General features: G+C 36.4%; 23 protein-coding genes. 7 read left to right on the forward strand and 16 right to left on the reverse strand.

Annotation, left to right across the window (positions count from 1 at the left end; genetic code table 11):
- Positions 1–191 precede the first annotated feature (191 nt).
- On the forward strand, positions 192–1,022 hold the full coding sequence (gene lgt / locus V7S76_RS02945) for a prolipoprotein diacylglyceryl transferase (RefSeq protein WP_459508519.1): 831 nt from the start codon (positions 192–194) through the stop codon (positions 1,020–1,022).
- Here lgt and V7S76_RS02950 read toward each other — a convergent pair.
- The 5 genes from V7S76_RS02950 to V7S76_RS02970 are packed head-to-tail and all read right to left on the reverse strand — an operon-like array spanning position 1,019 to position 6,439.
- The gene (locus V7S76_RS02950; protein WP_459508520.1) at positions 1,019–1,969 is read right to left on the reverse strand and encodes an NlpC/P60 family protein; all 951 of its coding nucleotides are present in this window, start codon (positions 1,967–1,969) and stop codon (positions 1,019–1,021) included. The two genes, lgt and V7S76_RS02950, sit on opposite strands and share 4 nt — an antisense overlap.
- Positions 1,959–3,176 carry a serine hydrolase gene (locus V7S76_RS02955; protein ID WP_459508521.1) on the reverse strand — a complete coding sequence of 406 codons (1,218 nt, stop codon included), beginning with the start codon at positions 3,174–3,176 and terminating at the stop codon, positions 1,959–1,961. The genes V7S76_RS02950 and V7S76_RS02955 overlap by 11 nt, the downstream gene beginning before the upstream one ends.
- A 32-nt stretch (positions 3,177–3,208) precedes the next feature.
- Positions 3,209–4,237, reverse strand: coding sequence for an aminotransferase class I/II-fold pyridoxal phosphate-dependent enzyme (locus V7S76_RS02960; RefSeq protein ID WP_459508522.1), 1,029 nt, complete (start codon positions 4,235–4,237; stop codon positions 3,209–3,211).
- A 1-nt stretch (position 4,238) separates the two neighbouring features.
- On the reverse strand, positions 4,239–5,252 hold the full coding sequence (locus V7S76_RS02965; RefSeq protein WP_459508523.1) for a dipeptide epimerase: 1,014 nt from the start codon (positions 5,250–5,252) through the stop codon (positions 4,239–4,241).
- 5 nt (positions 5,253–5,257) lie between these two features.
- Positions 5,258–6,439: a molybdopterin molybdotransferase MoeA gene (locus V7S76_RS02970; RefSeq protein ID WP_459508524.1), complete on the reverse strand. Its 1,182-nt coding sequence runs from the start codon at positions 6,437–6,439 to the stop codon at positions 5,258–5,260.
- 77 nt (positions 6,440–6,516) lie between these two features.
- Between V7S76_RS02970 and moaC the strand changes: the two genes are divergently transcribed.
- A complete protein-coding gene (gene moaC / locus V7S76_RS02975) occupies positions 6,517–6,990 on the forward strand; it encodes a cyclic pyranopterin monophosphate synthase MoaC (RefSeq protein ID WP_459508525.1) in 474 nt (157 codons plus the stop codon).
- A 1-nt stretch (position 6,991) separates the two neighbouring features.
- Positions 6,992–7,654: a thiamine diphosphokinase gene (locus V7S76_RS02980; RefSeq protein ID WP_459508526.1), complete on the forward strand. Its 663-nt coding sequence runs from the start codon at positions 6,992–6,994 to the stop codon at positions 7,652–7,654.
- Here the strand turns inward: V7S76_RS02980 and V7S76_RS02985 are convergent.
- Both V7S76_RS02985 and V7S76_RS02990 read right to left on the reverse strand, forming a co-directional pair.
- Positions 7,651–8,913 (reverse strand): replication-associated recombination protein A, encoded by a 1,263-nt coding sequence (locus V7S76_RS02985; RefSeq protein ID WP_459508527.1) that lies wholly within the window; start codon positions 8,911–8,913, stop codon positions 7,651–7,653. The genes V7S76_RS02980 and V7S76_RS02985 overlap by 4 nt on opposite strands.
- 9 nt (positions 8,914–8,922) lie before the next feature.
- A complete protein-coding gene (locus V7S76_RS02990; RefSeq protein WP_459508528.1) occupies positions 8,923–9,618 on the reverse strand; it encodes an SDR family oxidoreductase in 696 nt (231 codons plus the stop codon).
- 36 nt (positions 9,619–9,654) lie between these two features.
- Here V7S76_RS02990 and V7S76_RS02995 point away from each other — a divergent pair, with 36 nt between their 5' ends.
- Positions 9,655–10,386 carry an MlaE family ABC transporter permease gene (locus tag V7S76_RS02995; RefSeq protein WP_459508529.1) on the forward strand — a complete coding sequence of 244 codons (732 nt, stop codon included), beginning with the start codon at positions 9,655–9,657 and terminating at the stop codon, positions 10,384–10,386.
- A gap of 112 nt (positions 10,387–10,498) precedes the next feature.
- On the opposite strand, the gene V7S76_RS03000 is transcribed toward V7S76_RS02995, so the two are convergent.
- Genes V7S76_RS03000 through V7S76_RS03010 form a run of 3 tightly spaced genes read right to left on the reverse strand, consistent with a single transcriptional unit; the run spans position 10,499 to position 13,097 of the window.
- Positions 10,499–11,353 carry a transglutaminase family protein gene (locus V7S76_RS03000; RefSeq protein WP_459508530.1) on the reverse strand — a complete coding sequence of 285 codons (855 nt, stop codon included), beginning with the start codon at positions 11,351–11,353 and terminating at the stop codon, positions 10,499–10,501.
- A gap of 2 nt (positions 11,354–11,355) precedes the next feature.
- Positions 11,356–12,084 carry a peptidase gene (locus V7S76_RS03005; protein WP_459508531.1) on the reverse strand — a complete coding sequence of 243 codons (729 nt, stop codon included), beginning with the start codon at positions 12,082–12,084 and terminating at the stop codon, positions 11,356–11,358.
- Between the two features lie 50 nt (positions 12,085–12,134).
- Complete coding sequence (locus V7S76_RS03010) at positions 12,135–13,097, reverse strand: alpha-E domain-containing protein (protein ID WP_459508532.1); 963 nt, start codon at positions 13,095–13,097, stop codon at positions 12,135–12,137.
- A 192-nt stretch (positions 13,098–13,289) separates the two neighbouring features.
- Between V7S76_RS03010 and V7S76_RS03015 the strand changes: the two genes are divergently transcribed.
- The 3 genes from V7S76_RS03015 (at position 13,290) to V7S76_RS03025 (ending at position 17,496) form a co-directional block, all read left to right on the forward strand.
- Entirely contained in the window at positions 13,290–14,315 is a 1,026-nt protein-coding gene (locus tag V7S76_RS03015; RefSeq protein WP_459508608.1) for a quinone-dependent dihydroorotate dehydrogenase, read from the forward strand.
- Positions 14,316–14,376: 61 nt separating this feature from the next.
- Positions 14,377–16,872 (forward strand): FtsK/SpoIIIE family DNA translocase, encoded by a 2,496-nt coding sequence (locus V7S76_RS03020; protein WP_459508534.1) that lies wholly within the window; start codon positions 14,377–14,379, stop codon positions 16,870–16,872.
- A 12-nt stretch (positions 16,873–16,884) separates the two neighbouring features.
- Positions 16,885–17,496 carry a LolA family protein gene (locus tag V7S76_RS03025; protein WP_459508535.1) on the forward strand — a complete coding sequence of 204 codons (612 nt, stop codon included), beginning with the start codon at positions 16,885–16,887 and terminating at the stop codon, positions 17,494–17,496.
- 2 nt (positions 17,497–17,498) lie between these two features.
- On the opposite strand, the gene V7S76_RS03030 is transcribed toward V7S76_RS03025, so the two are convergent.
- From V7S76_RS03030 to gldG, 6 genes are all read right to left on the reverse strand, one after another.
- Positions 17,499–17,891 (reverse strand): hypothetical protein, encoded by a 393-nt coding sequence (locus V7S76_RS03030; RefSeq protein ID WP_459508536.1) that lies wholly within the window; start codon positions 17,889–17,891, stop codon positions 17,499–17,501.
- A 4-nt stretch (positions 17,892–17,895) separates the two neighbouring features.
- Entirely contained in the window at positions 17,896–18,471 is a 576-nt protein-coding gene (locus V7S76_RS03035) for a hypothetical protein (RefSeq protein WP_459508537.1), read from the reverse strand.
- 76 nt (positions 18,472–18,547) lie between these two features.
- Positions 18,548–19,534, reverse strand: coding sequence for a sterol desaturase family protein (locus V7S76_RS03040; RefSeq protein ID WP_459508538.1), 987 nt, complete (start codon positions 19,532–19,534; stop codon positions 18,548–18,550).
- A gap of 104 nt (positions 19,535–19,638) precedes the next feature.
- The gene (locus tag V7S76_RS03045) at positions 19,639–20,061 is read right to left on the reverse strand and encodes a thioredoxin family protein (protein ID WP_459508540.1); all 423 of its coding nucleotides are present in this window, start codon (positions 20,059–20,061) and stop codon (positions 19,639–19,641) included.
- 8 nt (positions 20,062–20,069) lie between these two features.
- Complete coding sequence (dnaN, locus tag V7S76_RS03050; protein WP_459508541.1) at positions 20,070–21,194, reverse strand: DNA polymerase III subunit beta; 1,125 nt, start codon at positions 21,192–21,194, stop codon at positions 20,070–20,072.
- 92 nt (positions 21,195–21,286) lie between these two features.
- Positions 21,287–22,960: a gliding motility-associated ABC transporter substrate-binding protein GldG gene (gene gldG, locus V7S76_RS03055; protein ID WP_459508542.1), complete on the reverse strand. Its 1,674-nt coding sequence runs from the start codon at positions 22,958–22,960 to the stop codon at positions 21,287–21,289.
- Positions 22,961–23,015 lie beyond the last annotated feature (55 nt).

A 23,015-nucleotide genomic window follows, 5' to 3' on the forward strand; every position in this document is an offset into this window, starting at 1 on the left:
GTCGTTTTCTTTTTGTGTCTTGTTTTACTCTCTCAACAATCATGGGCTTTGGGATTCCCAACCAAATTATTTCCTTCTAAAGTGATCAAGAAAGTAAGTGTGCAATTATTTAAAAAGTTGCATAAATAATTTTAGGAGGGTATTATCTGAAATTTGTTTTAATTTTGGCAATTCAATATTAAATCTTGTCTATGATTGTTGCATTTGTCGATTGGAATCCAGATCCTGAAATTGTCAATTTATTCGGTTTTTCCATACGTTGGTATGGTTTATGTTTTGCCACGGCATTTTTAGCAGGTTTTCAAGTCATAAGTTATATCTTCAAAAAAGAGGGTAGACCTGTCGAGCAAGCCGATCAATTACTGATTTACGCGATGCTTGCAACCATAATCGGAGCTAGAGCTGGACACTATTTCTTCTATGAATATCCTCTCTTATTAGAAAATCCGAGTCGATTTTTTCTTCAAATGATTACGCCACCTTTCTCAGGTTTAGCTTCACATGGCGCTGCCGTGGGATTATTTACGGCATTTTATTTATACGTTCGTAAAAATCCAGGCCAATCGTATTTATATGTAACAGATCGAGTGGTGCCTACAGTGGCATTGGGAGGTTTTTTTATACGTATGGGGAATTTAATGAATTCCGAGATTGTGGGTAAACCTACTGATATGCCTTGGGGATTTCGATTTTACCGGGATTTGGAGTTTGCTTCAAGTAATTATGGTCAAGTAGTTCCTAGACATCCTAGTCAGTTTTATGAAGCGCTTTCTTGTTTAGTGATTTTTGCATTTTTAATGTGGTTTTGGAATAGAAAAAAAGAGAAAACGCAAGAAGGTCTAATGACAGGCTATTTCATGGTTATTTTATTTACCCTTCGATTTTTCTATGAGTTTTTAAAAGAGAATCAAAGTGAATTTGAAAACACATTAACCTTTAATATGGGGCAGCAATTATCTATTCCGGCAGTTTTGTTCGGTTTAATTGTTCTTTGGTATTCAAATAAAAAAGCAAAAGCCTAGGGTAAATCGGATAACTTTTGAACATTTTGAGTTGCCGATTGAATTCTTCTGGCAAATAAATATCTTTTTAAATTGTATTCATCAAAATCCTTGGATTTCGGGTTCATACTCGCTCTTTTGGTACGTTCTGATGCATGTAAATAGTTTTGCTGACCTTCCCAAATTCCCACGTGTACGACCTTATAGGTGCCGTTGGATCGTTTTTCTCCAAAAAAAACCAAATCACCTTTTGTAAGATTCTCCCAATTTTTTGTTGAATCAATTAATATGCCTTCTCTAGCTTGTTGAGACGCGTCTCTTGGTATTACTAGTCCATTTTCTTGGAATATTGTTTTGGTGAAGCCACTGCAATCTAATCCTTTAATGGATGTTCCTCCCCATAAATATGGAATTCCAATAAGCTGATAAGCTGTTTTAAGCAGATTTTTCGACTCCCATTTTGAGTGATGCTTGAGCCATTGATGATACAATTGTAGGTCACTTTGTTGAACATATCCTTTTGTTCCATCTGCTAATTGGACCTTCCAAAACTTTCCTTGTTTTCCAATGGATTTTAGTCGATTGTGCCAAATAAGTTCGGATACAATTTCTGAATGGATATCAGGTTTTTGATATATTCTACTTTGAGATTTGTTAACGATGAAGTCCTTACCCAAGGCCTTGTATTTTTGATATTCAATGAGATCGAATCTACTTATTGCACCACCTTCGATCCAACCCTTGTATTTATCTGGTAATTCGATTAAAAACCAATTATTGGTTGTCGATTTTTCTAAAATACTAACCTTCGTTCCCAACAAGGTTTGAGTAACCAATTCGGCCGATTGTGCTGGTTCTGACCGGACATTTCCTACGGATACGTTTATTACACCAATGGTTTTTGCTACTTTATTTTGTCCGAAACCTATTTGGTAAATAAGTAGAAATAATAATAAGTTAGTCTTCATAATTAAAAACAAATGGGCTAAAATCGGGTGTGTATTTCTTTTTTCGGCTTAATTCATAATCATAGATGGCACGTCCCAACTGTTTGAAAAATGGAAATCCAATCTTGTCATAATCATATATGTCATCATTGAAAATCTCATCTTCATTGCATAAAACAACTGCGGAAACCATAAATTCCACCTTATTTTTAAAATCAACAACATAGGCATTGTCTAACAAAAATCCATAAGCGTCACCTACTTTGTTAAAGATTCGTATACCCGAATTAACCTTTTCAGACTTATCCGCTCCATAATACAGAAATTTGCAATAATTGGGATAATAAGTACTATCTGTTGAGTAATCTGGGAATTTCGATTCATTGGGCGTTTTTGACATATATTGGTACAAAAAGCGGTAATCGGTGTCGCTTAATCGGAAACGGTCCTTTTTTTGAAAAGATTCTGGAAATAATAATCTTTTTAAAAAATCATGTTGTGCTTTCAACGGAAAAGCATTTTTTTGGGTGAAATCCAATGGTGTTTCAATTATTTTTCCATCATCATTCATGACTCCCTTCCCGATTAAAATAGGTTTTGGAGCCACTAATTCAAGATCGCTTATTTTTTCAGTTTCCTGATAAATGATTTTACCTTCCGAATTTACGAATTGAATGGGATTGGAATATTTATTTTCAATGGCTGGAATGGATACTTGCAATCTATGATTGAGTCTTACGTGTTGAAAGCCTAATTCATGCATCCGTTGGTTAATTTGTTTTTGGCCTAAAAACTCAAACAGTCGATTGTAAGCTTCATTGTCTGAAACCAAGAGGATTTTTTTGATATAATGTTCAATGCTGGGTTGGCCATTTTGAGCTGTTTCATCTCTCAGTATTTCGCTTTGTGAATCTCTTGCTTTTAAAGTCTGCATGGTTGAATTGGCATGCAAACCTTCGATGTTTAAATCGTTGATTTTTTCTAGCGCGAGGACACCGGCGGCTAGTTTGACAGTACTTGCCGGATAAAAATATTCTTGCTCATTAACTCGGTATTCATAGGTTTTAAATTTGGCCTTGTTGTGTTTATCCCGGTCGATTTGTGTGTAAATGATTTGTAATCGGTATTTCTCAGGTTTTTCAAAAAGGTAGTTGAAGTTTGATAATTTATTATGTAATATTTCCTTCAATGGGTTGTTTTGAGCCATTACTCGAGTGGTTAACTGCATAAAAATGAAAATGAGACTGAACAGTTTCGGCATTATGATAGATTTATTTGGTAAAAGATATGGGCTAATTTTTCTACCTCTTCCTTATGAAGCATTGGGTGAACAATGCCTTTGCAAATGGCAGGATCTTTTAAGTTCGGATAGGAAAATTGATTCACTAAAAAACCCTTTTCATTCAATCGTTCAAAGAAGTTCATAGCCCTAGAACTAAAGCCAGGGTAGTTTTTTACTCGTTGAATGTTCTGATTTTCTTCCTCAAAAATTAATTTGTCCATCCAATGAAGTCGTTCTTTCAATTGTTCCTGCCTTTCTATATAAGCATCTTGTGCATTCAAACAGGCATCAATAAAAGCTGGATTTGGAGGAGAAGAGCCTACCCAAAAGGGGTCATTTTTCAATTCATGTATCCAACTTTTCGGTCCAATGATTATTCCGGCTGGAATTCCATATGCCTTGGATAAGGAAGCAGTTTGAATGATGCTTGATGTTGATTCTAAGTTGATGTCAATTAAGCCTATTCGATGAGACTCGTCTATCACAATATATGATTCCTCATGGGTTTTACTTATCCAGGATAAATCAAAATACTGGACAAGTGGGGCTCCAATGCCATCCGAACAAATGCATTGTATTTTTGTATCATCCAATTCTCTTGCCCAATCCAAATAATTTCCAACATTCCTTTCAGCATTTGCTGTCCATAATGCAGGATGCGCAAATGGTGCGATATTCATTGGAATCTGTGGATGATTTTTTTGAATAAAATAAAGGGCTGTTTGTGCCGCTGCCATTCCTGACGAACAAAGCGCGATACTTCTATTGGGAAATTGATTGGCAAATAGATTTTCTAATTTTTCAAAGACATCCAACTGAACGTTGTTTTTTCTTGAACTTCCCCAATTTTGAGGGAATTTTTTGAATCCATCTCTTAATTTTTCTTGAAATAAAGGATGAGATCCGATACTTAAATAATTGGTGCCACCTAACCATATTTTATTTTCGCCTTGGTAGGAGATGTATTTCTCGGGAAATGTTTCGCTGGATATGGAGAAATAATTCATCTTATTTCAAATTTGCGCCAGTCCCTGGCAATGACGAATAAATGACTTTACCAAAATCGATGCTAATTCCTGTTGATATTTGATCATCTACTAATAGACAACCGTCCATGTCCACATAGTCAAGTAATGGTAATAATTGGGCAATTGCGGAGCAACCGATGGTTGATTCGGTCATGCAACCTACCATTACCTTAAGACCTAAAGTTCTAGCTTTTTTGATCATTCTCAAGGCAGGTGTTATACCACCACATTTCATCAATTTGATATTGATGCCATCAAAATATTCTGCACATTTTTCTACATCTTCTTCCAAAATACAACTTTCATCTGCAATGATGGGTAGTACAGATTGGGATTTCACTTTTATCATTCCTTCCCAATTTTGGTCTTTAAGTGGTTGTTCAATAAATTCCACCCCTAATTTTTTTAGTTCAGGTGCAAATTCAATGGTTTGTTCGGGTGTCCAAGCCGTGTTGGCATCTACTCGAAAAATGGCATCTGTTTCCTTTCTTAGCGCTCGGATAATTTCAATGTCCTCTGATGTGCCTAATTTAATTTTATACAAAGGGAAAGGCATTTCTTTCATTTTGGCTACCATTTTTTCAATGGTATCAATGCCAATCGTATAATCGGTGATGGGAATATGGTCAATTGATAGTCCCCAAATCTCATATAATTTCTGATTGTGCGTTTTACCCCATAAATCCCAATAAGCAACATCTAAAGCACACAAGGCAAATGGATGATCGTCTAATAAATCTTTTGACATTAATTGCCAAAAATCGTTGGGATGTGGTAGATAATCGTGGGGTAATTTGTCTTTGATTCCATGGAGTTGCTTAACCATCTTTTCCATTGTGATTCCATAATAGGGCGTTTCGGTCGCTTCTCCAAATCCACTTTTTCCATGCCATTTTAATTCAACAATCAATGTTGGTTGAACATCTCTCGACTCATGCGTTATGGTGAAGGTGTGTTTCAATGGAAGATTGAAGGAATGAAGAATTAATTCCATGTGGATTATTTTAGTGGGATGAAAGGTAAATGTGCGTCACTTGATTTTGGTTTTTGGTAAACCAAGGCATCGGCTAATTGCCAATGAATTAAATCGCCTGATCCATTGTGTTTTAAATGTTCAAATTCACCAGTTAATCTATTTTCTTTGACAGGTATCCAATGCGATAAATTCTCCAATGCTTTGGGCGCTTTCGTTAATTGAAGATTGCCCATAAAGGTATTTTTATGCTGAATCCAAGGTAAAAAGTAGGAAAAAAAGCATACCATTGTGGAAATAGGATTTCCCGGAAAGGCAAATATGACTTGTCCAATTTTATTTTTTCCTACCCATAGTGGCTTTCCTGGTTTTTGTGCAATTTTATGAAACAAGGTTTCAAAGCCCAAATCACTCAAAACCTCCGGAATAAAATCTTTTTTCCCTGCTGAAACGCCACCGGAAAGAAGCAATACTTGATTATTTTCCAAAGACTTTTTCAATGTTTCATAAATGGATTCTTTATGATCGGGTAAATGGTCCATTTCTGTTTCAAAGGACATCGCTTCCAATTTAGCTTTCATCATGTACGAGTTGGACGCTCTGATTTGATGCTCTTTGGGTATAGCATCAATTCCAACGATTTCATCACCGGTTGAAAATATACCTATACGAGGTTTTCCAAAAATACTTAAGGTCGATTTACCTATAGAGGCAGCTAAAGCGATTTCAATGCCTCCCAATAAAGTGTTGTTAGCAATGATTTCTTCTCCTTTTTTGGCATCCATTCCTTGAAAATGGATGAATTGGCCAGATTTAATCGTTGTATTTTCCTTGAGTCGTACCCATTTTTGCTCATTTTTAAGAAAGAATTCTACTTGTTCTACTTGGATGACCGCTTGACAGTTTTCGGGCAAAGCCGCACCTGTCATTATTTCAATGGCTGCCTCGGGATTTTTCAAAGAGCTCTTGGCGTCACCGGCGTACACTATGCCTTCCACCAACCATTCGTTTTGATTCAAATTATGTACACAAATCCCATCCATCATCACACGATTAAAAGGCGGGAAGTCTCTATCGGCCACTAAACTTTCAGCCAATAGATGTCCAAGGCATTTTTCTAAAGGAAGGATTTTTTTTATTCCGGGAACGGATATCGATTTTAAAATGTCTATTGCTTTTTCTGGACTGATCATGTTGGATTTATTCACACATATAAATTTGTGAAAAAATCGGTAAAATGAAACATTCTAATGTATTTTTGTTTTCGATTTCTAAATAAATAGGCATGAATAATCCATTTTCCCATTTAGACCCTACCGGCCAGCCAGGTATGGTGGATGTGAGTTTAAAATCTGAAACAGTTCGTGAAGCAAAAGCGCAATCTGTTGTTTTTCTTGGGAATGAAATTATTGCACATTTTGAAAAACAAGGTTGGGAGAATAAAAAGGGGAGTATTTTGCAAATTGCTATCTTAGCTGGAACCATGGCAGCCAAAAAAACGGCTGATTTAATTCCACTTTGTCATCCTTTGGGCTTAGATGCTTGTCAGTTTGATATTCAAGTGCAAGAAGATTCTTTGGTCATTCATTGTGTATGTCGTTTGGCAGCAAAAACCGGAGTTGAAATGGAAGCGATGGTGGGAGCGAGTGTTGCTGCTTTAACCATCTACGACATGTGTAAATCAGTTTCAAAGGGTATCGTTATTCAAGAAACAAAATTATTGTACAAAACGGGTGGAAAATCCGATTTCAAAGCCTAGTATGTCATCCCATCATATCATTCGTGAAAAGCAAGAACCAGCACTCATCATTGCCAATGGGGAAATGTGTTCCATGGAATTGATAGGGCAATTGCTTGAGTGGACACCCACTGTAGTTGTATTGGACGGTGCTTTAGAGAGGGTGTTGGAATTGGGAATTAAAGTAGATGTTTGGTTAGGTGATTTTGATCGTGAAATATCAATCGATGGATTTGATGTTGATCATTATCCATTTAAAAAAGTATTTACTCCCCATCAAGATAAAACCGATTTAGAAAAGGCGTTTGATTATTTATTGGAAGAAGGGCATTCGGCAGTGAATGTAGTTTGGGCTACAGGAAAACGAATGGATCACACACTCAATAATTTCCATTCCATGGTCCGATATTCCTCCCTTTTGAAAATTGTCATGATTGATGATTATTCGGTTATTTATCCTTTGCCCAACATTTTTGAAAAGTGGTACCCAGCCCACACACCTTTGTCTATTATGCCCTTGGGAGAAGCTTTTGGTGTAAAAAGCACAGGTTTGTTGTACGAATTGAATCATGATAAATTGGCTTTAGGACTTCAAACTAGTTCCAGTAATGAATCAGCAAAGGATGGGATTGTCAAAATAACCTATGAATCTGGGGCTTTATTAATGATGGAGTGCCACGATTAATTTTCTTTTTTTCTCCTTTTTTGTCCTTCCTCTATTTTTTCTTCCGCAGGGTTTTGTCCTGGGCGATAAAATTGTGGAATTTGATCCAATTTAGGGAAATATGCTTGATCAATGTAATTACCCGGATAATTATGAGGGTATTTGTAGGCTGCCCCATAATTTAATTCTTTCATCAATTTGGTAGGTGCGTTTCTTAAGTGCAAGGGTACTGGTAAATTACCGGTTTGTTGGACAAACTGCATGGCCTCATTGATGGCTTGGTAAGCGGTGTTGCTCTTCGCGGAAGTGGCTAAATAAATAACAGTTTGAGCTAAAATTATTCGAGATTCAGGATTTCCAATCACTCGGATAGATTCAAAGCATGATTGTGCTAGTAATAAGGCGTTTGGATTAGCTAAACCAATATCTTCAGATGCTAAAATTAATAATCTACGACCAATAAATTCCAAGGATTCACCTCCCGAAAGCATTCTTGCCAACCAGTAAATGGCGGCATCAGGATCAGAACCTCGTATTGACTTGATAAAGGCAGAAATGATATCGTAATGTTGTTCCCCGTCTTTATCATATAAGGCCAAATTATTTTGTAATCGTTCGGTGACTAATTGATTGGTGATACTGATATTGGGGCTATTCTCTGTAGAAACAATTAATTCAAATAAGTTGTACAATTTACGACCATCGCCACCTGAAAAATGGAAAAGTGCATCGGTTTCTTTTAAGTCGATTTTTTTGCCTAGAAAAAGTGAATCTGTTGCAATCGCTTTGGTCAACATTTTTGCTAAATCCTCCTCTTTCAACGATTCCAAAACATAGACTTGACAACGCGAAAGCAAGGCTGAAATAACTTCAAAAGAGGGATTTTCGGTAGTAGCACCGATTAAAGTAACAATTCCTTTTTCTACCGCACCCAACAAAGAATCTTGCTGTGATTTGGAAAATCGATGAATCTCATCAATGAACAATATAGGTGAAGGGCTGTCAAAGATCTTGTTTCTTTTGGCTAATTCCAGTATTTCTCTTACTTCTTTAACACCAGATTGTATAGCAGAAAGTGTGTAAAAAGGTCTTTTAAGTGAATTGGCAATCAATGATGCTAAGGTGGTTTTACCCACTCCGGGAGGCCCCCATAAAATACAAGAAGGTAAGTGTCCTGCCTCCAAGGCTTTACGCAATGGACTATTTAGACCCACTAAATGATCTTGTCCAATATAATCCTCCAAATTGGAAGGTCGCATTCGTTCAGCTAATGGTTGCATAGGACGGAATTAAATATCGCCCAGTTGGGGACGAATTAATATTTCTTCAATGACAGTGGATGGAGACATTTGATAAGCACTAAAAATCGTACTTGCAATATCTTCAGCCGGTATAAATCTTTCTTTGGGTAAATCTACGCCATCCCAAGATTGGGTTAATGTAGCTCCAGGAAGTACAGCACTTACCCGTACACCCGTATTTTTCAATTCTTCTCTCAGTACTTTGGTGAAACCCAATAAGGCAAATTTACTAATGCAATAGGATCCACCATGTGTGTATGCAGTGATGGAAGCAGTGGAACAAATGGTGAAAATATAGCCAGATTGATTCGAAATAAACTGTGGTAGTAGTTTTCTTGTTAAATGATAGGCACTGTACAAATTGGTCTCAATTTGTTTTTCAATGATACCATCTTCTTCATTTTGTATTTGTCCCGGAAGAAAAACACCTGTGTTATTGATCAATACATGAATGCTATTTTCTTGACTTAGTACCCAATCTGCAAAGGCCAATACTTCGAATTTTTTGCTTAAATCGGCCACAAAAGTTTTCAATAAATCACTTTGGCATTCGGCTTGTAAATCGTCTAAACCTTGCTTTTTTCGGGCACAAGTAAATACCTTAAAACCTTCGGCAATAAATTTTTTTACAAGTGCTTTGCCAATTCCTTGGCTTCCTCCACTGATTACTACGGATTTGTTCATTATCTTTGAGACTTAAAGCGATATCTTTATTTACGCATGTCAAAATTAGGTAAATATTTAATCTTCCTGAGTAAGCTATTTACAAATCCTGAAAAATTTCGGGTTTATTTTTCTTTGGTGATGCAAGAGTGTATTGACATTGGTATTAGTTCCGTGCTTATTGTAGCCATTGTATCTACCTTTTTAGGAGCAGTGACTTGCGTGCAAACCGCTGCAAATATGGATAATCCCTTTGTTCCGCAATATATTATTAGTTTAATTGTCCGAGATTCAACCATTTTGGAAATGGGGCCTACGATTACCTGTGTTGTGTTAAGTGGTAAAGTGGGTTCTAATATCGCGAGTCAATTAGGTACCATGCGAATCACCGAGCAGATTGATGCCTTGGAAGTGATGGGTATCAATTCAAGTTCGTATTTGGTTTTACCCAAAATCATTGCTTCTATGTTAATGTTTCCTATGTTGGTTACATTGGCTTGTTTCTTAGCAATTATGGGTGGATATGTGGCAGGTTGGTTGACAGGCGCTATCACTCCTCAAGCTTATATTCATGGTTTACAATTTAATTTCAAAGGTGATTATATGTTTTTCGCCTTAGTGAAGTCGCTTGTTTTTGCCTTTATTGTTGCCACAATTTCTTCCTTTCAAGGTTTCTATACCAATGGTGGTGCTTACGAGGTAGGTAAGTCGAGCACCGCTGCTGTAACCAATTCTTGTATAGCCATTCTTATTGCTGATTATCTATTGGCCCAATTGTTGGTCGGTTAAGGTAGGAGGTAATAGGTAATAGGTAAAAGGTAATAGGTAAAAGGTAATAGGTAATAGGTAAAAGGTATTGGGTAAAAGCTGTGTTCTAAAAGAAGGTGATTTCTAAAACCAATCAAATCCTTTGAATGTGTACTTGCGTTTCTAATTGGGAGGTAGCCGAACCGCGATAGGATCCAAAAACAGGTGTGATTTCTTCGGCTAAACAAGAAGCGGCTAATGGGATATGATTTCCAGATACAACTTCGTGTTGAGTAGGATCATAACCTCTCCAACCTCCTCCCGGAAGATATACTTCCACCCAAGCATGTAAATAATGACTTTGATTAGGGACATCCACAGGTGCGATGCCCGTATAATATCCACTGACAAATCGTGTAGCTAAACCCAAAGCTCTACAAAATGCGGAGAAAAGTACGGCATAATCTCTGCAAGTCCCTTTTCGATTTACTAAAGTATATTCAGGTGTATTGGGTGGTCCTTCTTCACGAATTTCGTAAGCGAAATTGGAATAAATAAATTCATTTAATGACATCAAAAACTCAGAGGTTTTCCATTGAACATCGGATGCAATTTGGCGAGCCACCTGTTCCACAATGGTACTTACTCCTTCCAATCCTAAATAGGGCGAAAGCGTTTTTTGATAGGATTTACTATATGTTAACGGTAGCGATTTGCTATCAAACGGGAAATAAACAAAATCAAAAGGATTGAATTCGGTCGTTTCCACTTTGGCCGTCATGGTAATGCTTAATTCCTCTGTTGGATCTTTGAAGAATAAAATGTTTTGGGTATTCCCTTCTGGATCTAGGTTTTTAGAAACTTGTACAGGGCGGGGATGGATGGCTAAGGAATAATCAAGAATGGTTAGTAATGCACTTTTTCTTGGCTGTAGGTAAATCGTATGAGGATCTAATACCACTGGCTCCGAATATTTATAGCGTAATTGATGTTTTATTTGAGCGATCATGGTTATTTTTCAGACAAAGAAATGAGGTTTTTCATCCAACCTTCATCAATACTTTCTAAGGATTTCCTCAAAGCTAAATTCCATTCGTCTGAAATTTCCTGCATATCTTCTTTGTACAATCTGATTTCCTTGGCCTTAAAGCTATCTTTTTCATACACAACCACGTCAATGGGGAAATCAACATCATTGGTACTTACTTGTGTTGCATCAAAGGAAAGAAACCCCATTTTTAATGCATCTTTCAAGGGTGTATCATGCGTTAAATTCCGATTCAACAAAGGTTTACCATAATTCGAATTTCCAATGATTTGATATTTCAATCCATCGTTTATTTCAATCCAATTGCCTTCAGGAAATATTAAAAACAATTTATGTTCTTGGTCTTTTGGCATTTGACCACCAATAATCGCATGTAAATTAAAGTTGTATCCTTCTTTTTCTAAGGTCTCTTTGTCTTCGAAAGCAACTTTTTTAAGCATGGTTCCAAATGTGGTTACCGCCTCAAACATGTATTCATACGTATGTTCTTCTTTTTCAATGGTGTGATTGAAATAAGTCACCGCTTTGTCCCTCACTGAGCGGAGGCCCGCTGTCATGATAAACAAACTATGTTGATTGATTTCATGGATCGAGATTTTCTTATTGGAATACATCTCGCTGCCTGCTGTTATTCTCGTATCAGCAATCGCAATTAATCCTTCTTTAACGGTAATACCTAGGCAAAAAGTCATTGGCAATTATAAATTTGGTCGAAATTACAACATTAATTTTAAAGCGGGATTCAATTTACCGGCTTTAAATCAAAATAGGTACTAAAAATCGTTTGTCCGATTTCATTGTTTTTGCTCTGAAAATTATCCAAAAATTGATGCAAACCAGTTGTTAAAATATCATCGATTTCTGTGAATTCAACTTCTGACAAAAGTTTGGATAATTTCTTTTCAGCCAAATTGGAAAAACCATTTTCAAAAGATGTTCCAGAAATAGCATACAAGGATGATTCTGCATCTTTGAGACAATGGACAACAGAGCGCGGGAAATTCTTGTCTAATATTAAGAATTCGACAATATAGCTTGGGTTAATTCCTTTGTATTGTTGACGGAACATATTGTAAGCAGATACGGATTTTAACACAGCAGACCAAAGCAATAAATCCAATGGCGATCCATTGGCATCTATATCCGGTAAAAGTGTGAAATATTTCACGTCCAAAAAACGAGTCGTTTTGTCGGCCCTTTCCAATAACTTACCCAATTGTCCAAAATGCCAACCTTCTCCACGGGTGATGGTTGAGTCTACAATGCCATAAAACAATTGACTTCCTGATTTGATTTCTTCCAAAAAACCTTGATAGCGAGATATCTCCCAGTTCTTGCTTCCCTCTACCCGGTCTTTGACTTTCCAATAAATTTGATTGACGTATTCCCACATTTCTTTGGAAATACTTTCTCGAATCGTTCTGGCATTTTCCCTCGCACTGTATAAACAAGACAAAATGGAATTGGGATTTTTGATATCAAAGGTCATGTAATGCAATACATTTTCTCGATTGGCTGTCGGATAATGCTCAAAGAAATTGTAATGATCAGCGGTTGCCACAATCAATGGTTCCCATTGCTCAGGAACATTGGGAGGTAAATCCAGTGCTAGATTAAAATTAACCGAGATAAAGCGGGCATAATTGTCGGCTCTCTCGATGTAGCGATTCATCCAATAGATGGAATTGGCAACACGGCTTAACATAGGCTTGATAGTTTATTAAATGCTTGATTTCCTTGAAGGATGTTTAAAATTAGAATTATTTTTGAATTGACCATCTCAAATTTGGATTATTTTTATTTCACCTTATTTATTTGCATTAATTCCTTGGCATATTCCATTATCTATGTTTGATTTTTGTAATTTTGATTTTATAAAGAATTTTATTTTTCAATGATTTATCAAAAAATTGTCAAACCTTTACTTTTTCTCTTTTCTCCTGAAAAAGCGCACGAAATTGTGGCCACTTCCATTCGGATGATGATGAAAGTGCCTTTTGTTAAATCCGTCTTTCGCTCGATCTATTCCATGGAGAATGTCAAGCTTGAAAGAGAGTTGTTTGGAATTAAATTTCCAAACCCTGTCGGTTTAGCAGCTGGTTTTGATAAAAATGCATTAATGATTGATGAATTTGCTGAATTAGGTTTTGGATTTATTGAAGTTGGTACTGTTACACCAAAAGCACAAGATGGAAATCCTCAACCTCGTTTGTTTCGTCTACAACAAGACGAGGCAATCATCAACCGAATGGGTTTCAATAATCAAGGTTTAGAGGCCATGAAAAGTCGATTGAAGGCCCGTAAATCCAAAGTGATCGTCGGAGGGAATTTGGGAAAAAATAAAATTACACCCAATGAATTGGCGGATGATGATTATATACAAGGTTTTGAGAGTTTATTCGATTGGGTCGATTATTTTGTGGTGAATGTTAGTTCTCCGAATACCCCTAATTTGAGAGCCTTGCAAGAGAAAGAACCTTTGAAAAAATTATTGAGTAGTTTACAAGATTTGAATAATGCTAAAGCCAAATCAAAACCTATATTATTGAAAATTGCACCTGATTTAAGTGATGAGCAATTGGATGATGTTATTGAAATTGTCACCGAAACTGCTTTGGCAGGTATCATCGCCACCAATACCACCTTATCTAGAGAGGGATTGACATCCGATTTAAAATGTGAAATGGGTGGATTGAGTGGCCGCCCTTTAACCAAAAGGTCCACCGAGGTGATTGCGTATTTGTTTAAAAAATCCAATGGTCAAATTCCCATCATTGGAGTTGGTGGAATTCATTCCGCCCAAGATGCCATTGATAAATTGAAAGCAGGTGCAAGTTTAGTTCAAATTTACACCGGATTTATTTACGAAGGTCCTGGATTGATCAAAGAAATTAATCAAGGAATTTTGGAGGCAGGTCTGTAATTTCTTTTGTAAATCGGACTAAATAGTTGTAATTTAAACCTTTTAAACCAGTGTTCGCTAGATGGCAAAACAGATTACAGGTAAACCCAAAGCGCTTCAATTGAATTTTGACGAAGAGCAAGAAATTTTACATAAGCAACAATTACATTCTAATCAGGGTAAATTCTTATTTGCCTCCTTTCTTTTTGTGATAGGAACCTTGTTGCTTTTCTCTTTTGGCTCTAGCATTTTCTATGGTATTTCTGATCAAAGCGAGGTGGAATTAGGTCCAATGGATTTGATCGCGGGCAGTGATATTCCTGTTAAAAATATTGCAGGATTATTTGGTGCCAAAGTGGCTCATTTCTTTTTATTCAAGACTTTTGGGATATCTTCCTTTCTTTTAATTCCTCTATTTTATTTAGCAGCTCTTCGTTTGGCTTACAAAAAAGAAATTGTCCCAATCAGTTCTCTAACATGGCAAATATTGTTTTATATCGTTTGGGGAAGTGTGATGATTGGTTTTTTTGTGTATCAATTTGATTTACCACATTCTTTGGGAGGTGGCTACGGCTATTTTGTGAATGAAAAACTTCAGCAATTAATTGGCTATTTATCTCCCTTTGTCATTGCTTTTTTAGGGGCTGTCTTTATTATCATTTTTTACCAATTGAATCCAAGACCTAAATCACGAAGTAAAAAAGTCCGAGGAGCTGCTGTTGTGGAAGATGATCTAAATGCTCCAATAGGGGTAGATTTGGATGAGGATGAATTTTTGGATGATGAAGATATTTCACATCGTGAAGACAATGACGATGAATCTATTTTCAGACCACATTTACCTCCAGAAAAGAAAGTGGAGGAGGTTCCAGAATTAATAGAAGTGGCAGATATTCCAGAAATAGTAGCCCAAGAAGTTGATTCTTCGTTCACTGAAAAGGAGATTCCAGAAGAGGATTTGACCTTTACCTATAAAGTTGCCACCGAATCCGATACCGTTGAAGATGCCGATGAATTACCTACGCCAAGTGGTGAAATTACCGCAAATGATTTAGTGGCTAAGTTGGGATTGTATGATCCGACAGCTGATTTGCCTAAATATAAATTCCCTACCATCGATTTGTTAAAGGAGTATGATCAAAAAAATCAGACGACTCAGGTGACAATGGATGAATTAAAGGAAAACAAGGAGAAAATTGTTGAAACTCTTTTAAACTATGGTATTGGCATTCAAAAAATTGAAGCGACCATCGGGCCAACGGTAACGCTTTATGAAATTGTTCCCAAAGCAGGTGTGCGTGTAAGTAAAATTACTTCCCTAGAGGATGATTTATCTCTTTCATTGGCAGCCATGGGTGTTCGTATCATTGGACAAATGCCAGGAAAGGGTACTATTGGTATTGAAGTGGCCAATAAGAACCGAGAAATGGTTCCTGTTCGTGCGGTGATTGGATCTGAAAAATTCCAAAAATGTAATTTTGATTTACCTATTACCTTAGGAAAAAATATTTCCAACGAAATTTTTGTGGCTGATTTGGCTAAAATGCCTCACTTATTGATGGCCGGGGCGACTGGGCAAGGTAAGTCTGTTGGCTTAAACATGCTCTTAACATCTTTGATTTACAAAAAGCACCCATCTACCTTAAAATTTGTTTTGGTTGATCCCAAAAAGGTGGAACTTTCGTTGTTTAATAAATTAGAAAGACACTTTTTAGCTTGCTTGCCAGATTCAGAGGAGGCGATTATTACCGATACGAAAAAGGTGGTTGCAACCTTGAATTCCTTGTGTAAAGAAATGGATTTGCGTTATGATAAATTAAAAGACGCAGGTTGTCGGAATTTGAAAGAATACAATCAAAAATTTGTTAATCGAAGATTGGATCCGAACAAGCATGATTTTATGCCTTATATCGTCTTGGTGATTGATGAGTTAGCTGATTTAATGTTAACAGCGGGTAAAGAAGTTGAACATCCCATTGCACGTTTGGCACAATTAGCCCGAGCGATTGGAATTCACCTGGTGGTTGCAACCCAACGCCCTAGTGTAAACGTTATTACGGGTACCATCAAAGCAAACTTCCCAGCACGTTTATCGTTTAAAGTAATGTCTAAAATTGATTCTCGTACTATTTTGGATGCTGGAGGTGCTGATCAACTGGTGGGTATGGGGGATATGCTATTGTCGATGGGTTCTGAGGTTATTCGTTTGCAATGTGCATTTGTAGATACGCCTGAAGTGGAAGATATTTGTGATTTTATTGGTAATCAGCAAGGTTACCAATCTGCCTATTTATTACCAGAGGCCGACTCCGATGAGGTGGGAGGACAAGAGCGTAGCGATTTTGATCCAAGTAATAGAGATCAATATTTTGATGAGGCGGCTCGTTTAATTGTGATGCATCAACAAGGTTCAACATCTTTGATTCAACGTAAGCTTAAGTTGGGTTACAACCGAGCAGGCCGTTTAATTGATCAATTGGAAGCAGCTGGAATTGTTGGACCTTTTGGAGGTTCCAAAGCCAGAGAAGTGTTAGTGAAGGATGATGCTAGTTTAGAAGAATTGTTAAGAAATTTATAGTTTATCCCTGATATGAAAAAGTACGTAATCATTTTTAGCCTATTAACCATTTCTAGTTTTGCTTTTTCACAAGCAAACAAAGCCATTTCTTACATAGATGGCATGCAGAAAAAATACAAATCGATGTCTTCTTTTGCTGCTAACTTTAGCTACCAAACAGAGGGTGGAGGACCAATGACCGGGACTATTACCGTGAAAGGAAATAAATTTCGTTTGAAAACTTCGGGACAAGAAATTTTCAATAATGGTAAAGAGGTTTCAACATACATCAAGGAAATCAACGAAGTTAATATTTCAAATTTTGATCCTAGCGAAGGCGATTTGAGTCCTGCTAAAATCTACACCTTCGATAAAAAGGCTTATAAGATGAGTCTTATAAGCGATGCGGGTTCGGTAGCAACCATCGAACTAGCTCCCAATGCGAAGTCGGCACAGGTGCAAAAAATTAGCATTAAAATCAATAAATTTGATTCGAATGTCAAAGAGTGGACTATCGTGAATAAGTCGGGAAAAAAACAAAACTTTAAAGTGACTAAATTAACACCTAATGCAGGTGCAGATGATAAGTTTTTTAGTTTTGATAAGAAGGCTTATCCTGGTGTCGAAATCAATGATTTACGCTAATTTTAATCTTGGTAAATCATTTTTCCCTGAGCATCTTTTATCATCCATTTTCCGTTTTGATTAGCTAATTGCCAATTAATTTTTTGATGGAGATAAGCTTTTGCTTTTGAAGAATAGGTCAATATAAAATGACCTTCTTTGCAAAATAATTCCGCTTTTTGTTGGTTTGCCGAAAGGATAATTCCACAAGTGTAGGATTTGTCTCGGTTTTTTAACTGAATTTTTTGTTCAAAAGACCTCACGCATTCATTTCGAAGAATGCTCCATTGGTAACCTGCGGAGCCAATGCAGCCATGATTATCTTTATTTTTCCCTACTGTAGTAGACTTTTGCGCGGTGGTTATGAATGAAGAAATCCCTAAGGATAAGCAAAGCAGTAATTGTTGTGGTTTCAAAGTGTTACAATTGTTTGATATGAATGCCTAATAAACGGCAATTTGCTAAAATTCTTTCAGCTTTTTCTTTTTTTATCAAACATAAATAGAAATTATCATTGAATAAATCGTCAAAATAAACAATGGTTAATTCTGGATTTACTTTGTCGATTTGTTTTTTGAGCCAACTTTTGTATCGATCAAACGAATGAATGGCAATTTTATTGGAATTGGTTGATCTGAATGTTTTATAATAACGATCGATTTCAGGGAATCTCTTGTTTTGAATTTTCTGTTTAATTTTTAAATGAATATTATCTAGTTCATAACCATTGACAAAATAATCACTTAAATTATTAACTAGGCTGTGCGAAAGTGCGAGAGCTGGAATGGAGGAACTGATAAACTGACTAGCAGTTTCCAATGATATGGTGATCCATCCCAGATTTTCTTCATTGTTTTGGATGTACTCAAATGGATCTTTATAAGCAAGTATTCCTTCGGCGGCCAATTGTTCTTGATGATTATTATCAACCAAGTTGGAACTGAGGTCTGAAATCAGTTCATGAATAATTTGAGTTTCTAGTGGATTAATAAGCACGTGTAATTGTTTTTTTTCAAATTTACACCATTCAACACTTTAAAAAATTGTGATTTTACAAGGTTTCCGTAATTTTCTACTTATTTTTTTGCTCCTGACTTTTCATGAATTTTACTGTTTTTAATTCACCTTCGTGACTCCATCCCGGTGCCCAAAATATATATTTTAACTTATTCATTAAACCTGGTGCATGGTACACATCTTTGCCTAAAAGGACTATTTCACCAAAATATACATCCCAATAGCTTTGTGGATTATATGCTCTGGTAATGCCATATTCGATCTTTATTTCGTTTTGTTCATGTTGAAAAGTCCCAAAAAATTTATCCCAAATCGGTAACAAATTACAAAAATTCGTATCCATGTATAAAGTATTTTTGGCATGATGTACTCGATGGTGGGATGGCGTTAATAGTATTTTATTAAGAAATCCCATTCTTCCATCTTTCATGATATTTTCGCCAACATGAATAAATGTCCCCCATGTACCATCAATGAACATAACGACAAAGAGCATGGCTGGATTGACGCCCGCTAAAATGCAAATACTGGTACGTATCACATCCGCATACGGAGCTTCTAAAAAAAAGTGGGCATTGGAAACAAACAGGTTCATATCAACTGGAGCATGATGGGTTGAGTGTAAACACCAAAATAAGCGTACCTTATGAGCCAAGTAATGATATATAAAATGAGCGAACTCCCAAACGATATAAGAATAGATGAACCAATACCATGTCATTTCATTTTGGAAGAGTGCAAATGGTTCTAATGTTGCCATGCAATAAGACACCGCCGCAATGGAAATAAATCGAGAAATCACCCGATTTCCTAAAAAAATAAAAAAAGGAGTTCTGTAATTATCAATTTTAAACTTTTTGTAAACAATGGCTCGGATGATTTCGATTAGAAGGATTAGCGGCAAAATGGGCGATATCATTGCCTTAATACCATGCCATGTACGTAAAGCTTCGTAGTCATGGGTTTGAATGATTTCTAAAATAGCGTGAATTCCTAAGAATTGTATGACTTCATTCCAAAGTGTAGAAAATATCGAAAGCATATCCATGTAAATAAGTTTATTGCTTCAATATAGGAATTATTTGACAAAAAAATATCCTTTGAGTGGGCACCCAAAGGATATTGATCATCAACGAATTAGTTGATTTATTTGATTGATTTGGCAATGGCCAACAATTCTTTTGCACCTCCTTGAGGTAAGCCTAACACTTTCTTTTTGACTTTCCCATTGGCATCCAAAAAGAAAACGGTTGGGTATCCTTCCAATGGATACATATTAGCTAATGCAGGACCTTCTCCAGCCTCCATGTCTACACCAATTGAAATGAATTTACTATTGATATAAGCACCTAATTCTTTGTCAGGGAAAACCTTAGATTTTAATATCTTGCATGGACCACACCAAGTTGTGTAGGCGTCAAACATGATTAATTTATTTTCTTTTTTAGCTTTCGCTAAAGCCTGACGAAAACTACCGTTGAAAAATTCTACACCTTGAGGTGCATCTTGCGCCAGACTAGCCAACACAAATGTTAATGAGAATACAATGCTTAATAGGGTAGCTTTCATGGTTGATTTTAGTTGTAAGAATTTAACATAACGGGCATAACCAATAATAAAATATCTTCACTTTCATCTTGATCAGATGGTATGATTAATCCCGCCTTATTCGGTTCGCTCAATTTGATATCCACGAATTTAGCACTTAGGTTACCTAATAATTCCGATACAAGTTTGGCATTGAATCCAATTTCCATGTCTGTTCCTGAAAATTCGCAAGCCAAAACCTCATTTGCTTCGTTCGAAAAGTCTAAATCTTCTGCAGAAAGCGTTAATTTGTTCGCTGTAAGCTTCAATCTAATTTGATGTGTGGTCTTGTTGGAATAAATCGAAATACGCTTCACAGAGCTAAGGAATTCCAAACGATTGATGGTTACAATATTATTGTTTTGCTTTGGAATAGCATTTTCGTATTCAGGGAAACGTTCGTCAATGATTCTGCAGATTAATTGAAAGCTTTGGAAGCTAAAAAATGCATTGGATTGACTAAATTCTACTTTTACTTCCGTATCATCGGATGGCAAAGTTGATTTTAATAATGCCAAAGCTTTTTTAGGTAAAATTAAGCTGCTTTGTGAATCTGTTTTGATATCATTTCTTCTGTATCTAACTAAACGGTGACCGTCTGTAGCAACAAAATTGGTGTGATCTCCTGTCATTTGAACCAAAACGCCTGTCATTGCAGGGCGCATATCGTCATTGGAAACCGCCAATAAGGTATTGGCAATCGCTTCTCCCAAAGTCATGGCAGAAAGCACAATGGTTTGATTTTTGCTAACTTCTGGAATTCTAGGGAAATCAATGGGATTTTCTCCACTTAATTTAAAACGTCCATTGGCTGTTGCAATTTCAGCGCCAAAAGTACCTTGATCGGCAGAAATGGTAACCGGTTGCTCTGGTAAACTTCTTAATGTTTCCAATAATAGTTTGGCAGGCAAGGCAATAGAACCATTTTCAGAACCATCCACATCCACACGAGTGGTCATAACTGTCTGTAAATCAGAAGCCGTCAGAATTAGTTGATTACCTTCTAATTCAACTAAGATGTTTTCTAGAATGGGTAATATGGGATTACTTGCCACAACACCTCCGATAGCGGAGATTTGTTTGAGTAAGACGTTTGAGGCTACTTTAAATTTCATTATGATTGAAGAATTAATGTTGATTCTTTAGATTGACTAGTTTTGCAATTAAACCTTGAAGTTAAAATATTTTAGGTATTATACCAAAGGTTTTATTTATTGAATTGATACTTTCTGTAAAGGATTACCAATAAACTGATAATTCCTGCAAAAAGGATAGGAACGATGATATTGAGTCCTTGCCAAAAGCGTTTTTCGCTTTGTACTTTTTCTTTATCTAACGGTCTTAAACGAATCGATTTGTTTCTGGCCAACAAACTTTTGTTTTCATCCAATAAGTAATTAAAGGCATTTAAAATTAAATCTTTGTTGGCAAAGGTATGTTTAGAAAAAGGGTCAAATCCCAATGGCATTGGACCTTTTGTGTTAGGGTCAATTCCATTTTGAGGAACATCTCCATCGCCTACGACAATTAATCCTCCGCTGTTCTTACTTTCTTGTACAAAGCCTTTCAATAAGGTGTCCGTCGGTGCTAAACGATTTTTGAAAAGGGAAATGAAGTTTCCTTCCAATAGATAGGAAATAGCCTGTGAACCACTTTTGTATTTTGCTGGATCAAATTCATTTCCTGAAGCAGAAAAGGGGAGTGTAGCCGGTGCATTTTGTACTTGGGTATATGGACTCGTTTTTAATAAAATTGTTTTCTTCAATGGGCTACCTTGAACGGTATCGATGCTCGATGGAAATTTGGCATAAACGGCATCCAAATTTTTGGTAATAACAGAATTGGGATTCGCCATAAGAAGTGGAAATGCTGGCCAAGGCATTAATTCCAGCGAAGGATTATTGCCAAAGTTTCCAACTTCCAAAGGAATCGCGCCACACAATTGAGCATCTTTGACCAAATTGGAGTTTAACCTCAAACCGTAATGAAACAATAATTCTTCCAATCCATTTTCTACTCGAGTAAAGACCAGTCCTTGATTTTGTACGGTATCCACACGGGTTCCTTCTATGAACATGATGCCTTTTCCTCCTTTAACCAAGAATTGATCAATTTTAAATAAATCTGATTTACTAAATTTTTTGGAAGGTTGAATTACACAAAACGCATCTAGTCCAGCTAATGTTGGCGATTGATGAAGATCCACCGGATATAAATCATATTGTTTTTTCAAACTGGCGATGAGGTCCAATTGCTTGACCGCAGGTACTTTGCTATAATCAAGAAAGAAACCAATTTTTTTCCGTTCAATAGTTTGAACAGATTTGACAGCCTGAATTATTTCATATTCCAGATTTTCAATGCTTTGATTCAATACTTCTTGTGAAGAAGCTAGCTGGTTTCCCTTGAGTAATAATGCACCCACCAATCGATCTGATTTTTCAATGGTAATACCGGGTACAACCAATAATTGAACTTGTTTGCCTTCTTCTTTATTGACAATATTGGTAGGAGGGATCCCAAGCGAATCGAGTTCAAAAATTAAGGATTGCCTATTTTTTTCATTCGGGTAATCCTTGTATAAATCGACTTGCTCAATGATGATATCTTGGCTAGCATGTTGTTTCAAATCCTCCAACATATCAATCAAGGAACGATGCAATCTTTTAAATCCGCCCGGTAAATTATCTCCACCTAAATAAACAGTGATTTTGATTGGGCCGTCTAATTGTGTTAATACCCGAATGCTTGATTCGCTTAAAGTGAATTTTTTTTCTTCACTTAAATCAAATCGTTGATTCCAATAAGGACTAATGAAAATAAACAAAAAGCCCACCAAGAGAATGACCAGCCAAGAATATTTTTTTAGATCAAAATTCATGTTGCAAATGTACGGTATAAACAAGAAAAGCATTCCTTTCAGAATGCTTTTCTTC

Source organism: Aquirufa sp. ROCK2-A2, assembly GCF_054558485.1.